Annotated in this window: 12 protein-coding genes; 9 read left to right on the plus strand and 3 right to left on the minus strand. The window is 63.3% G+C overall.

Annotated features, from left to right (window positions below; genetic code table 11):
• The 3 genes from CDQ92_RS09625 (at position 1) to CDQ92_RS09635 (ending at position 2,715) form a co-directional block, all read left to right on the plus strand.
• Complete coding sequence (locus CDQ92_RS09625; protein WP_088441145.1) at positions 1–438, plus strand: ester cyclase; 438 nt, start codon at positions 1–3, stop codon at positions 436–438.
• Positions 439–535: 97 nt separating this feature from the next.
• The gene (gene cobS, locus CDQ92_RS09630; RefSeq protein ID WP_088441512.1) at positions 536–1,525 is read left to right on the plus strand and encodes a cobaltochelatase subunit CobS; all 990 of its coding nucleotides are present in this window, start codon (positions 536–538) and stop codon (positions 1,523–1,525) included.
• A complete protein-coding gene (locus CDQ92_RS09635) occupies positions 1,525–2,715 on the plus strand; it encodes an alpha/beta hydrolase (RefSeq protein WP_088441146.1) in 1,191 nt (396 codons plus the stop codon). The genes cobS and CDQ92_RS09635 overlap by 1 nt, the downstream gene beginning before the upstream one ends.
• Here CDQ92_RS09635 and CDQ92_RS21810 read toward each other — a convergent pair.
• Positions 2,712–2,843, minus strand: coding sequence for a hypothetical protein (locus CDQ92_RS21810; RefSeq protein WP_268239154.1), 132 nt, complete (start codon positions 2,841–2,843; stop codon positions 2,712–2,714). The genes CDQ92_RS09635 and CDQ92_RS21810 overlap by 4 nt on opposite strands.
• A complete protein-coding gene (locus tag CDQ92_RS09640; protein ID WP_088441147.1) occupies positions 2,840–4,060 on the minus strand; it encodes an MFS transporter in 1,221 nt (406 codons plus the stop codon). The genes CDQ92_RS21810 and CDQ92_RS09640 overlap by 4 nt, the downstream gene beginning before the upstream one ends.
• A gap of 162 nt (positions 4,061–4,222) precedes the next feature.
• Between CDQ92_RS09640 and cobT the strand changes: the two genes are divergently transcribed.
• From cobT to CDQ92_RS09670, 6 genes are all read left to right on the plus strand, one after another.
• The gene (cobT, locus tag CDQ92_RS09645) at positions 4,223–6,046 is read left to right on the plus strand and encodes a cobaltochelatase subunit CobT (protein WP_088441148.1); all 1,824 of its coding nucleotides are present in this window, start codon (positions 4,223–4,225) and stop codon (positions 6,044–6,046) included.
• A gap of 115 nt (positions 6,047–6,161) precedes the next feature.
• Positions 6,162–6,368, plus strand: a complete 207-nt coding sequence (locus tag CDQ92_RS09650) for a hypothetical protein (protein ID WP_088441149.1) — start codon at positions 6,162–6,164, stop codon at positions 6,366–6,368.
• A gap of 181 nt (positions 6,369–6,549) precedes the next feature.
• On the plus strand, positions 6,550–8,196 hold the full coding sequence (locus CDQ92_RS09655) for an acetolactate synthase large subunit (protein WP_088441150.1): 1,647 nt from the start codon (positions 6,550–6,552) through the stop codon (positions 8,194–8,196).
• A 40-nt stretch (positions 8,197–8,236) separates the two neighbouring features.
• Positions 8,237–9,670, plus strand: a complete 1,434-nt coding sequence (locus CDQ92_RS09660; protein ID WP_088441151.1) for an aldehyde dehydrogenase family protein — start codon at positions 8,237–8,239, stop codon at positions 9,668–9,670.
• 299 nt (positions 9,671–9,969) lie between these two features.
• Positions 9,970–10,851 (plus strand): UDP-2,3-diacylglucosamine diphosphatase, encoded by an 882-nt coding sequence (locus CDQ92_RS09665; protein ID WP_088441152.1) that lies wholly within the window; start codon positions 9,970–9,972, stop codon positions 10,849–10,851.
• The gene (locus tag CDQ92_RS09670) at positions 10,848–11,900 is read left to right on the plus strand and encodes a glycosyltransferase family 4 protein (RefSeq protein ID WP_088441153.1); all 1,053 of its coding nucleotides are present in this window, start codon (positions 10,848–10,850) and stop codon (positions 11,898–11,900) included. The genes CDQ92_RS09665 and CDQ92_RS09670 overlap by 4 nt, the downstream gene beginning before the upstream one ends.
• 188 nt (positions 11,901–12,088) lie before the next feature.
• Here CDQ92_RS09670 and CDQ92_RS09675 read toward each other — a convergent pair whose 3' ends face one another.
• Entirely contained in the window at positions 12,089–14,485 is a 2,397-nt protein-coding gene (locus CDQ92_RS09675) for a TonB-dependent receptor plug domain-containing protein (RefSeq protein ID WP_088441154.1), read from the minus strand.
• Between the last annotated feature and the right edge of the window lie 23 nt (positions 14,486–14,508).

The following is a 14,508-nucleotide window of genomic DNA, read 5'->3' on the forward strand; positions in this document are numbered from 1 at the left end:
ATGAGCGAATTGGATGAAGCCCGGATCGAGGTGGTGCGCCGCCATATGGCGCTCGAGATCACCCACGATTGGGACGGCGTCATCGCGACCTTCGATCATCCGCGCTACGAACTGCTCGGCCCCGGAACGGTGTTTGACGGCGAAGCCGCAGTGCGGTCCTATTTCGCCGCGTCGCGCGAGCCATTTCCCGATCAGGCGAACGAGGTGATCGCGATCGCCGCCGATGCCGCGACCGACACGGTGCTCGTCGAATTCTGGCTGACCGGTACACATCTTGGCCCGCTGAAGCTGGGGCTGCGCACGATCGAGCCGACCGGCAAGGCGTTTCGCATCCGCATGGCCGCGAGTTTCGAATTTGCCCCCGGAAGCGACAAGATCGTCTGTGAACGCCCCTATTACGACCAGTCGGCGGTGATGAAGGCGCTCGGGCTGCTCTGAAAAGGCGTTGCAAGCTGAAACCGACGCCTATACCGCGCTAGCCGAAGCGCCGGGCAACGGCGACTCTCTCCCGACCGCCTTCGCTGGACCTTGTGACATGACCGATATTCCGAACAGCCTTCCCGACCATCACGGTTCGACGCTCCTCGCGGCGCCCGATATCGAGGTCGATGCACGCGAGCTGTTCGGCATCGACATCGTCATGAAGGTGCCGGCGTTCAGCGAGGCCGACGAGCGCGTTCCCGACCTTGACCCCGCCTATGTGTTCGACGGCGACACGACGCTCGCGATCCTCGCCGGCTTCAAGTTCAACCGTCGCGTGATGGTCCAGGGCTATCATGGCACCGGCAAGTCGACGCATATCGAACAGGTCGCGGCGCGGCTGAAATGGCCGTGTATCCGTGTCAACCTCGACGCGCATATCAGCCGTATCGACCTTGTCGGCCGTGACGCAATCGTGCTGCGCGACGGCCAGCAGGTTACCGAATTTCGCGAAGGCCTGCTCCCTTGGGCGCTCCAGACGCCGACCGCGCTCGTCTTCGACGAATATGATGCGGGTCGTCCCGACGTGATGTTCGTGATCCAGCGCGTACTGGAAGCCGAGGGCAAGTTGACCCTGCTCGACCAGAACCGCGTGATCCGACCAAACCCCTATTTCCGTCTGTTCTCGACCGCCAATACCGTCGGGCTCGGCGATACGAGCGGGCTGTATCATGGCACGCAGCAGATCAATCAGGGCCAGATGGACCGCTGGAACATCGTCGTCACCTTGAACTACCTGCCCGCCGCGACCGAAAGCGCGATCATACTGGCCAAGGTGCCGAACACCGACGACACCACGGTTGCCAATATGGTCAAGGTCGCGGATCTGACCCGGCAGGGTTTCATCAACGGCGACATTTCGACCGTCATGAGCCCGCGCACCGTGATCAGCTGGGCGCAGAACGCCGCGATCTTCAACAACCTCGGCTTCGCCTTCCGCCTCAGCTTCCTCAACAAATGCGACGAGGCCGAGCGGATGATCGTCGCTGAATATTATCAGCGCGTGTTTGGCGAAGATTTGCCCGAAGGCGTCATCGGCAAGTGATGATGGTGCGCCGCCTGACGGTGGCCGCAACCGCGCTGGCGTTATCGGGTTGCAGCATCGCAGCCGTCGATTATGGCCCGGTCCGCCACGCCGACTATGTCGCCGATCCGCGCTGCACGGCGCAGCCGGGTGCGGTGGTCGATGGCGACGCCTTGCCGTTGTTCTTTGCCACAACCCGCCTGCCCGACTGCCGCACTGGCGATATCAGCATGCTCCGGCACCGGGGCGACAAGATCCGCTATGGCCGTTTTGCCGTGCCGCGCGAGGTTGAGGTGGGGGGCAAGAAAAAGCTCCGCACGCCGATGGCATTTCAGGCGTCGGTTGATTGGTGGACGGCATTGCAGGCCGAGACCGATCGGCGGCAGGGACGCGTGCTGCTTTATGTCCACGGCTATCGTGAGACGTTCGAGACGACATCGAAGGATGCGGCGCAGATTGCGCGGATGACCGGCTTCGACGGTCCGGTGATCGAGTATAGCTGGCCGTCGCAGGGCGAAGTGCTGAGCTACGCGGTCGACGAGACCAACATGTATCACGACGTCCGCAGATTTCGCGATTTCCTGAAGACGCTCGCCGAGCGGCCGTGGGTCAAGGAAATCGTCGTCGTTTCGCACTCGCTGGGAGCGCGGCTGGTCATTCCGGCCATCGCCTATGTCGATCGCACGTCGAGCAGTGCCGACAGCAGCAATATCTCGAACGTTATCCTCGCGTCACCTGACATCGATCGCGAAACCTTTGAACGCGACATCGAGGAAGAGGTGCTGTCGCCGCGGCGCGTCGCCAACAACCGGCGGATCACCGTCTATGTCTCGCACGCCGACAAGGCGCTCGCCGCGTCGCGCGCTCTGCATGGCTATCCACGGCTCGGATCGCCTTATTGTTTCGATCCGTTCGAGGCGGCCGACCTGAAAGCCAAGGGACTGCCGGTGCGCTGTTATCCGGTGTCGGTCGCCGGATTGACCGTTGTCGACACCACCGATGTGTCGCGCAGCGCGACCGGGCACAGCAATTTCCTGCGCAGTGCGGTCGCGTGTCGCGATTTTGTTGATGTCGTGGCCGACAAGCGGGCGCGGCCCGAGCGGGTGGCGACGCATCTGGCGCATGCGTTCCGACTGCTCCCCGACCCGGCGGAGCCGAAGCCCGATGATGAAACGATTTGCAATCGCGTGCCGGTGGCTGCCGCGCCCTAAAATCCGCACATCATGGCGAAATCGGCGAGCCAGACGGTCGGCCCTTCGCCGCGCCACAGCCACAGGCCGCCCACCGCGATCACTGCGAACAGCCCCAGAGCCGCCACATCCTGCCGCGTCAATTTCATGCTGGTTGCAGCCGTCTGACTGGCGCGTCGGCGATCGGCAGGTGGACGAGCCCCGCGAACAGGCCGAGCGCGATCGAGATACCCCAGGCGAAATTATAGCTGCCGGTCGCGTCGAAGATCAGCCCCGCCATCCATGCGCCGAAAAAGCTGCCAACCTGATGACTGAGGAACACGATACCATAGAGCATTGAGAGGTGGCGGATGCCAAAAATGCGCCCGACGATTCCGCTGGTCAGCGGGACGGTGCCGAGCCACAGAAAGCCCATTGCCCCCGCGAACAGCAGCGCGCTCGCATGGGTGAGCGGCAGGAATAGGAACAGCGCGATGACCGCAGCGCGCGCGACATAGAGCCCCGACAGGACATATTTCTGGCGCAGCACGTCGCCCGCGCGGCCAAAGATATAGGAGCCGAGGATATTGAAAAGCCCGACCAGCGCCAGCACCTGCGCGCCGATCCCGATCCCCAGTCCCTTGTCGTCGAGATAGGCGGGCAGATGCGTCGCGATGAAAGCGATGTGGAAACCGCACACAAAGAAACCGGCATTGAGCAGCCAGAAACCGCGGTGAACCCCGGCTTCGCGGAGCGCCTCGCGCGCCGTCTGTTCAGCCTCGGCGGCGACGCCTGGACCGCCGTCAGTCCGCCCGGCGACCCCGATCGCGAGCAGGCCACATAGCGCGACCAGCCCCGCCATGATCCACAAGGTCTGGTGATAGCCGACGTCACCGAGCAACATCGACGCCAGCGGCACGACAAGGAACTGCCCAAGTGAGCCGCCCGCGGTAACGATACCAAAGGCGCTGCTACGCTTTTCTGGACTGACGACTCGCCCGACCGCACCAAGCACGACGACAAAGGTCGTCGCCGACTGCGCCATGCCGATAAAGATGCCGAAGCTGATATGCAGCCCGATCGCGTCGGTCGCAAATGCCGCGCCGATCAACCCGAGCGCGTAAAGCAGCGCGCCGCCCAGCACGACACGGCCCGCGCCATGCTTGTCGGCCAGCGCGCCAACGAACGGCTGAACCAGTCCGAAGAGCAGGTTCTGGAGCGCCATCGCGAGGCCGAAATCGGATCGGCTGATCCCGATATCGACGCTCATCTGTGGCAGGAACAGCCCGAACGACTGGCGCACTCCCATCGCGAGGGTGACAATGAACGCGGCGCAAGCGATAACCACCCAGGGCTTTTTCATGGGGGACAGGGCGGGAGAGCTCATCCCAGCCGGATGCGCCCGCGCCCGAACGGCGTCAAGCGAGCTTAGCTATCTGGTTATCTACTCCCTCTTCGTCACCCCGGATCAAGTCCGGGGTGACGATCGCAACGAGAAATTTCTGGCTCTCTTCCTTCCTCCGTAAAAGCTGGTTAGAGCCGACTCGAAATGACCGCCTCCTCGCCCCTCGACGATTTCAAGGCTGCGCTCTCCAGCGTCGCGCGCGCCGTCACCCGCGACGCAGAGGTCGAGGTCGGCTTTACCGCCGACGCCCCGGCGCAGATCGGCAAGGCGATCAAGGTGCCGACCCCTTCGCGCACCCTGCCCGCCGATCAGGTCGCCGAAGCCCGCGGTTTTGCCGATTCCTATGCGCTGCGCATGAAGCACCACAGCGAGAAGCTGCACGCCGCGGCGCGCCCCGCCGAACCGCTCGCTGCCGCCGCGTTCGACGCGATGGAGCGCGCGCGGATCGAGGCGCTGGGCGCGCGACACATGGACGGGATGCGCGCCAATCTGTCGGCCAGCCTCGCGATGCGGATGCGCAGCGATCCGATTTCGCGCGCGCAGGGCCGCGACGAGGTCCCGATGTCGAGCGCGCTCGAGTTGTTGCTGCGCGAGGCACTGACCGGCGAGGCCGCACCGCAGGGGACTGAAACCGGCCTGTCGCTGGTCCGCGAATGGATCGCCAAGGAAGCCGGCGGCGACCTGACCGCTCTGTCGATGCTGCTCGACGATCAGGCGGCCTTTGCTGAAACCGCCAAGCTCGCACTGCGCCATCTCGACCTGATCCAGAGCGACGAACCGCTGGAACAGGGCGGCGAGGATGGCGGCGAGGAGGATGAGAGCGAGGCGGACGAAAGCCCGGAAGAGCAGGACAGCGAAGACGGTGGCGCCGGTGAAAGCCAGGTCGACGCGCGCGCCGAAATGGCCGGCGATCAGGCCGACGACGGCGACAGCGACCCCGACGCGCAGGAAATGGAAGCCGACGGCGAACCCGAAATGGGCGGCGAAGGCGATGAGGGCATGCTGCCCGTGCGCCCCAACCGCCTGCCCGGCGACATCCCCGATTTCAATTACCTGCGGTTCACCGAAAAGCATGATGAAATCATCCTCGCGACCGAGCTGTGCGATGCCGACGAACTGACGCGGCTGCGCGCCTATCTCGACCAGCAGATGCAGCATCTGCAGGGCGCGGTGACCAAGCTCGCCAACCGGCTGCAGCGCCGGCTGATGGCGCAGCAGAACCGCGCATGGGATTTCGATCAGGAGGAAGGCCAACTCGACGCGGCACGGCTTGCGCGTGTGATCGTCTCGCCCGGCCAGTCACTGAGCTACAAGATCGAGCGCGATACCGATTTCCGCGATACCGTGGTGACACTGCTGATCGACAATTCGGGATCGATGCGCGGACGGCCGATCAGCATCGCCGCGATCAGCGCCGACATCCTCGCGCGCACCCTCGAACGCTGCGGCGTGAAGACCGAAATTTTAGGGTTCACGACCCGGACCTGGAAGGGCGGCCAGAGCCGCGAGGATTGGCTCGCCGCGGGTCGCCCCGCGCACCCCGGCCGCCTCAACGACCTGCGCCACATCATCTACAAGCCCGCCGACGAACCGTATCGTCGTGCGCGCAAGTCGCTGGGACTGATGATGCGCGAGGGGCTGCTCAAGGAAAATATCGACGGCGAAGCGCTCACATGGGCACACAGCCGCATCATCAGCCGCCCCGAAGAACGCAAGATTTTGATGGTGATCAGCGACGGTGCGCCGGTCGACGACAGCACATTGTCGGTGAACCATGGCGCCTATCTCGACCAACATCTGCGCCAGGTGATCGACTGGATCGAGAATCGCTCGCCGGTGGAGCTGTGTGCGATCGGCATCGGCCATGACGTCACGCGCTATTACAGCCGCGCGGTGACGATCATGGATGCCGAACAGCTTGGCGGTACTATGGTCGAACAGCTCGCGGGATTGTTCGACATCGATTGAGCCGCTGGTTGTCGATGGCATCGTGGCGATACCCGCCGATGCCGTCGTCGAGGGCCAGTTGAGCCAGGCCGACCAGCGCTGAGCATTCGGGAAGAAGGGCAAGCTCGAAGTCCAGTTGCTCTATGCCGAGCTCCCCGGCGGCACTGTACGGATCAGCGCCGGAATCGAAGCCAGAGGCAAGGGCGGCGCCGAAGATGCAGTCGCCACCGCGGCCGCCTTCCTTCTGCTGCCCTTCGTCGCCACCGGGCGTAGCGTGGAAATTCCTGCCGGATCGCAAGTATCGGGCCGCCTCGACCGCGAATTTCGCATCGACCGTCGCTGATCCGCCGATCCTTCATTCCGCATAGGGTGACAACCCCCTCCCCCCTCGTTACAAACTCCCTCGGAGCAGCAGGGACTCGCGGCCTGACGACGGGAGCCGCTGCACCGAAATATATGCTGTGGGTCGCCAGCATGGCTTGGGGCCGCACCGGGGTGGTGCGTGGCTGAGGGGGCGACTGTATATGAAAAAAGCATCCGATTTGTTCATCGAATGTCTGGAAGAAGAAGGCGTCGAGTATATTTTCGGCGTTCCGGGCGAGGAAAATCTCGACTTTCTCGACAGCCTGTCGCGATCGACGCAGATCAAGCTGATCCTGACGCGGCATGAGCAAGGCGCGGGCTTCATGGCCGCCACCTATGGCCGCCATACCGGCAAGACCGGGGTTTGCCTCGCGACGCTTGGCCCCGGCGCGACCAACTTCGTCACTGCGGCCGCCTATGCCCAGCTCGGCGGCATGCCGATGATGATGATCACCGGGCAAAAGCCGATCAAGAAATCGAAACAAGGCCGCTTCCAGATTCTCGACGTCGTCGCGATGATGGGACCGATCACCAAATATACCCACCAGATGGCGGCTTCGGACAATATCCCGAGCCGGGTGCGCGAAGCCTTTCGCTTGGCCGAGGAGGAAAAACCGGGCGCGGTGCATATCGAGCTGCCCGAGGACATCGCCGACGAACATACCGACGCGACGCCGCTGAAACGCAGCCACTCGCGCCGTCCGACCGCGGACGTCAAATCAATCCGCGAGGCGGTGAAGGCGCTCGAAGCCGCGAAGTCACCGGTGCTTGTGATCGGCGCCGGTGCCAACCGCACGATGACCAGCCGCATGCTGCTGCAATTCATCGAAAAGACCGGCATCCCGTTCCTGACGACCCAATTGGGCAAGGGTGTGATCGACGAGCGGCATCCAAAATTTCTGGGCTGCGCCGCGCTCAGTTCGGGCGATTTCGTCCACCGCGCGGTCGAGGCGTCGGACTGCATCGTCAACCTGGGTCATGACGTTATCGAAAAACCGCCCTTTTTCATGCAGCGCGGCGGGCCGACGGTCATCCACGTGTCGTCGAAGACCGCCGAGGTAGATCCGGTCTATTTCCCGAATATCGAGGTCATCGGCGATATCGCGAATGCAGTGTGGCAGATGAAGGAAGACATCGTCCCCAGCGGCAGCTGGAAATTCGACCACATGCTGAAGTTCCGCCAGGGCGAGATCGAACATACCAAGCCGCTGGCCGAAGACGCGCGTTTCCCGATCTTCCCGCCGCACCTGGTCCAGTCGATCCGCGACGCGATGCCGGACGATGGGATCATCTGCCTCGACAATGGCGTGTACAAAATCTGGTTCGCGCGCGGCTACACCGCTTATCGCCCGAACACTGTGCTGCTCGACAATGCGCTGGCGACGATGGGTGCCGGCCTGCCCAGCGCGATGATGTCGGCGATGATCTATCCCGATCGCAAGGTCATGGCAGTGTGCGGCGACGGCGGATTCATGATGAACAGCCAGGAGATGGAAACCGCTGTGCGGTTAGGGCTCAACATGACGGTGCTGATCCTCAACGACAACAGCTATGGTATGATCCGCTGGAAACAGGCGAATATGGGCTTCAAGGATTGGGGGCTAACCTATGGCAACCCCGATTTCGTCAAATATGCCGAAGCCTATGGCGCCCACGGCCACCGCGTGACCAGCGCCGCGCATCTACAGGAACTGCTGGCGCATACTCGCGATACACCAGGGGTGCATCTGATTGACTGTCCAGTCGATTACAGCGAGAACGATCAGATTTTGAACACCGATATCAAGAAGATATCGAAAGAGATGTAATAAAAAGGTCCCTCCCCAAAAGGGGAGGGGGAGAATCCGCATGAAACTCAAAGACGTCTATCCGCTCTATCTCAACAACAAGGCGGTGCAGCCGAACACCGACCTGGAGGTGACCGACAAATTCACCGGCAAGGTCGCGTTCCGCACTGCGCTGGCGACCCCCGATGTGATCGACGAAGCGATCGCGGGCGCGGTGCGCGCCGCCGAGCCGATGGCGCGGCTCGCGAGTTTCGAGAAACGCGACGTCCTTACCCATTGCGTCACGCGGTTTCAGGAACGCTTCGACGAACTCGCCTATGCGCTGTGCGTCGAGGCGGGCAAGCCAATCGCCGACAGCGAGGGCGAAGTCACCCGCCTGATCGACACCTTCCGCATCGCCGCCGAGGAAGCGACGCGCAATTATGGCGAAGTCCAGCCGCTCGACATTTCGGCGCGCGCGAAGGGCTATATGGGGATGTGGAAGCGCGTGCCGATCGGGCCGTGCAGCTTCATCTCGCCGTTCAACTTCCCGCTGAACCTCGCCGCGCACAAGATCGCCCCCGCGATCGCGATCGGCTGTCCGTTCGTGATGAAGCCCGCCAGCATGACGCCGCTGGGCGCGATCATCATGGGCGAAGTGCTCGCCGAATGCGACATCCTGCCCGAAGGCGCGTTCAGTATCCTGCCCGCAAGTCGCGCGGGAGCCGACCTGTTTACCACCGACGAGCGGTTGAAGTTGCTGTCGTTCACCGGTTCTCCCGGCGTCGGTTGGGATCTCAAGGCGAAGGCGGGAAAGAAAAAGGTGGTGCTTGAACTGGGCGGCAACGCCGCGGTGGTCGTCGACAAGGATGCCGATCTCGACCATGCGCTCGCGCGGATCATCTTCGGCGGCTATTATCAGTCGGGGCAAAGCTGCATCCATGTGCAGCGTGTGATCATCCATGCGGACATATACGACAAGTTCCGCGATATGCTCACCGTGAAGGTCAAAGCCTTGAAATCGGGTGATCCCAAGCACCGCGACACCTTCATCGGGCCGATGATTTCGGTCAAGGAAGCGCAGCGCCTGAAAGGCTGGATCGACGATGCAGTTGCCGCGGGTGCGACCTTGCTGGCGGGTGGCGGCTGCGACAGCAACATGCTTGAGGCAGCCTTGCTGGAGAATGTCCCGGCGGGTAGCGATGTTGTCGTCGAGGAAGCGTTCGGCCCCGTCGTGGTTCTGTCGAAGTTTGCCAAATGGGAGGACGCGCTCGCCGAGGTCAACGACAGTAAGTTCGGGTTGCAGGCGGGGCTGTTCACCAGCGATCTGCAAAAGGTGCTCGACGCGTGGGACCATCTCGATGTCGGCGGCATAGTCGTCAACGACGTGTCGAGCTACCGTGTTGACAATATGCCTTATGGCGGGGTGAAGGACAGCGGACTCGGCCGCGAAGGCGTGCGCTTCGCCATGGAAGATATGAGCGAAATCCGCAATTTGGTGATTCGGCGGAACTGAAAAACGCTCCCCCTTGAAGGAAGGATACGCCGCCTTATCGCGAAGCGAACAGGCGAAGTTGGATGGGGGTGACGGCGCGTCCTTGCACCGTCGCTTCAGGGCGATAGCACACCCCCTCCGCTGCGACTGTGCCAGCAAGCTGGCAAGTCTCGCTGCCTCCCCCATCAAGGCGGAGGAAAGGCGGACCGTAACAAAACCGCCCCCAAATCGTCGCTGAACCGACGCCGCTTTGAATCGCACAGTGTCACAAAACTCCTGTCTAGGCCGTGGGCAGCCAAAAGCTGTTTACGGAGTGTGACATGGCATCGATTTCGACCCTGCCCATCCCCGCGCGTTTTCCTGACCCCTTCACCACCGACCCGCACGTCCCCGAACGCCTCATCGGCGAGCGGCGGAGCTATCGTGCGGTGTGGGTCAGCGACATCCACCTGGGCACCCGCGGTTGCAACGCCGCGATGCTGATCGACTTTTTCGACCATGTCGATTGCGAGACGCTCTACCTGGTCGGCGATATCATCGACGGCTGGCGACTCAAGAAACGCCATTTCTGGCCGCCCGAACATAATGACGTCGTCTGGCGGGTGCTGAAGCGCGCGAAGCGCGGCACGCGCGTCGTCTATGTCCCCGGCAACCATGACGAGATGGTCAAGCCCTTCGACGGCTTCGATTTCGGCGGGGTCGAGATCCGCCGCGAGGCGATCCATGAAACCGCCGACGGCCGCAAATTGCTCGTCGTTCACGGCGACGAATTCGACGCGGTGATGCTCGCGCACCGGTGGCTCGCCTTCGTCGGCGACGCTGCCTACACCGCACTGATGAAGTGCAATGTGGTCGTGAACCGCATCCGCAGCGCTTTTGGCCTGCCCTATTGGTCGCTGTCGATGGTCGCCAAGCACAAGGTCAAGAACGCGGTCCAGTTTATCGGGCGCTACGAGGAAGTCGTCGCCCACGCCGCGCGCTCGCGCGGGGTCGATGGCGTCGTATGCGGCCATATCCATAGCGCCGAGATGCGCGAGATCGAGGGCACCGAATATTATAACGACGGCGACTGGGTAGAGGGTTGCACCGCGCTGGTCGAGCATCATGACGGCACGATGGAGATATTGCACTGGGCCGAGGAAGTCGCAGCACGCGCGGCGCCGACCCAGCTTCAGCTGCCCGCCCCGGCGCGCGCCGCATGAGGATATTGATCGTCACCGATGCGTGGGAGCCGCAGGTCAACGGCGTCGTCCGCACGCTACAGGCAACGATAGCAGAACTACGCAAGGCGGGGCATGCGGTCAGTGTCGTCTCGCCCGACCTGTTTCGCTCAATCCCCTGCCCCTCCTACCCTGAAATCCGCCTCGCGTTCGCGGGCTGGCGCAAGGTCGGGCGACATATTCGCGCCTTTGCGCCGCAGGCGATCCATATTTCGACCGAAGGCCCATTGGGACTCGCGGCACGGCGCTGGTGCCTGAAACACGGCTTTCCGTTCACCACAGCCTATCACACCCGCTTTCCCGAATATGTCGCGGCGCGGTTGCCATTGTCGCCCGCGTTTGTGTGGCGCTTCATCCGCTGGTTCCATCGCCCGGCGCGGCACATCATGGTCGCGACGCGCAGCCTGGCGCGCGAGCTCGCCGATCAGGGTCTCGGCCAGACGATGATGTGGGAGCGCGGCGTCGATCATCAGCAGTTCCACGCCGACCGCGCGCCACATCCCGCCTATGCCGAACTGCCGAGGCCTATCCAGCTCTATGTCGGACGCGTTGCGGTCGAAAAGAATATCGGTGCGTTTCTGGATGTCGACCGCCCCGGCACCAAGGTCGTCGTCGGCGATGGTCCCGCGCTTGCAGCACTCAAGGCGCAGCACCCCGACGCGCTGTTTCTCGGCAAGCTTGGCGGCGAAACGCTCGCGACAGCTTATGCGGGCGCCGATGTCTTCGTCTTCCCCAGCCGCACCGACACCTTTGGTCTTGTCGTCATCGAGGCATTAAGCTGCGGCACCCCGGTCGCGGCGTTTCCCGTTCCCGGCCCCGGCGACATCATCCGCGATGGCGCGGGCGCACTCGACGAAGATCTCAGCCGCGCGATCGACGCGGCGCTGGCGTGCGACCGCGGCGATGCCGCGTCGCTCGGCGCGCGCTACAGCTGGGCGACCTGTACAGCGCAGTTTGTCAGCGCGCTGACCTTCGTTCCCGCTGATCGGACGCCCGAGGGCAAGCTCGAAAACGTCGGTCTTGCGGCTTGATCCCTTTCCCCTTGATGGGCGAAGGATATGAAGCCTTGCGCCACAGGCGCCAGGCTGAGTTGGATGGGGGTGACGGTGCGACCTTGCACTGTAGGCTCAGGCCGAGACCGCACCCCCACCGCTGCGACTAAGCCAGCAAGCTGGCAAGTCTCGCTGCCTTCCCAGTCAAGGGGGAGGTAGATTTTTCGTCAGAACGTCTTGCGCCACTCCAGTTCGATATAGCGGCCCAGCGGGTCGATGTATCCGGGCTGATAGTTCAGCGGAACCACACCGTTCGCATCGGTGATCTTGCGTTGCGCGTCGAACAGATTGTCGATCGACAGACGCAGACGCGACCCCTTCAGGAACGGCAAGGTCTCAATCAGTTTCGGCTTCTGGTTCAGATCGACAAAGAAGCGCAGATCAAAAGTTGCCAGATCGCCGAAGTTCAGGTCGCCCGCGGTGCCGCCAGTGACGGTGCTTCCGCTGTCATATTTGGCGCTGAGCCGCACGCCCATGCCCTTGTAGAACACACCGCCGTCGAGTTCGAGCAGGTGGCGGTTGCTGCCGCCGCCGCTGCCGGTCGCCGAACCGTCGAGCAAATCGAGTTCGGGTACGCCCGGACGGATCAGGATCGTGTCGGTCAACTTGTAGGTGTGGTACAGTGACACCGACCAGCGCCCGCCCTGCGGACCGCGGCCAAACATCGCGCCGGGACCGCCGCCGCCGCGACCACCGCGACCGCCAGCTCGCGGACCTCCGCCGCCGCGCGGCCGGTCGGCGCCAGCACCTGGTCCACCAGCGGGGCGCGCCGCTTGCTCGGGCTGGCCAAAGCTCTTGCCGAAGTTCAGACCCCATCGGATCTGCGAATTCTCCGTCTCGTCAAAATTGACCGGCCGCTGATCGAGCCCGATCAGGACGCCATTGGCGTCACGCGTCACGCGATCAGGGAACGCCGCTTCAATCTCGGGCGTCAGCAGCGGCAGGCTGTTCGACGTGTCATTGCTTTTGTTGCGGTTGTAATTGACCGACAGGCGCAGGCCTTCGAGCATCGGCACTTCCCAATTCAGTCCGAGCTTGAGGTCACGGCGCTGTTCGGCAAGCAGGAATGGATTGCCTCCAGTTGTCGTCGTGATCTCGACCGTTTGACCGGTCGCAAAATCATAATAGGTGACCGCGGGCGTGACCAACGGCGCCGCACCCAGCTGCTGGATACCCGGCGCGGCTTCATCGTTGTTGAAGCTCGCGATGAGCGACAGATTGTCGGTGACGCCCCAGTTGAGGTTTGCGCCCCAGTTCTTGAGCGCCTCGAAATCGCTGGGATTGGCGACCTGCCCGCTCAGCGTCAGGGAAACGCGGCCGATGTTGCCGATTTCATATTCGGGATCGAGCAGCGGCACCGTCAACGACCCGAACACACTCGGCGTGTCACGACCCAGCTCGGTGGTGGTGATTGCGCCCGAGCGTTCGGACTGGCTGTCGAAACGCAGCCCCGAATAGCTGCCCGTCATCGACAGGCGGATCGGCCCGGCCCAGCCGTCGGTCACGGTGCCTGACAGGTTCGCGCTGCCGCCAAAGCTTTGCTGGCTGCTGTCGAACCGGTCGCGCGCGCCGGTCACCCGATCGGTGAAGGTGCGCTGATCGGCATCACCATAATTGCCCGATAGCGACCAGCGCCAATCGCCGAGCATGCCATTGACGCTGGCAGTCGTCGTCAGGTTGCGGCTGCGGCTGTCGCGTTCGAGCGGGACGTCGCCGCCGGCTACGACGGGGCCGAGGAACGACAAGCTGTCGGTCTGGTCCAGCCGCAGGTTGATCGACGCGTCGGTCACCTTGTTCAGGCTGCGCTGGATCGTCGCATCGATCAGATAGGTGTCGCTTTCGGGCAGCAGGCTGCGCGTCGCGGAGCCGAGGCCGCGCTCGCTCTCGGTCAGCATCGTCGACTGTTCCCAGCCCGCATTGACATTGAGCCGGCCATTTTCGCCGATCGCCAGAAAGCTGCCCTCGACCTCGCTCTGGAAGCGTCCGCCCTGGGTCGGAATGCCGCCTTCGGCCTCAACCGCGATCTGGCGAAAATTGGGCTTGAGCACCATGTTGACGACGCGTTCGTCGGCTGAGTAACCATATTGCAGCGCGACCTCTTCGGGGAAAATCTCGACCTTGGCGATTGCTTCGGGGGGCAGGTTGCGCACCTCGCCAAAGCCGCCGATGCGGCGTCCGTTGATCAGGATGATCGGCCGCCCGCCGCCGCGCCCGCGGCCCGACCGCGTCTGCGGCGCGAGCGCCTCGAGCAGTTCGGATACGTTCGACACGCCGTAGCTCGCGATCGCAGTCTCATCGAGTTCGGCTTCGGCCTTGATGTCGGTTTCGAGCTGCCCGGCGAGGCGCGGCGCGGTGACGACAATTTCGTCGCCGTCGATATCGTCATACTCGTCCTCGGGATCGCTCGACGCACTGACAGCTGGCGCGGACGGTTGGTCGGCAACCGACGTCACGGCGGCGCTGGCGGCCATTGCGTCGGTTTCGGCCATCGCGGGCCAGGCAAGCGCGGCGCTGGCGGTGAGCAACAGCGCGCGCGCGGAAAGGGAGAGGTGGGCATAGGTCATTGGGGGAGAGCCTTTTGTTTTTT

The organism is Sphingopyxis bauzanensis (genome assembly GCF_002205675.1).
Classification (GTDB): Bacteria; Pseudomonadota; Alphaproteobacteria; order Sphingomonadales; family Sphingomonadaceae; genus Sphingopyxis; species Sphingopyxis bauzanensis.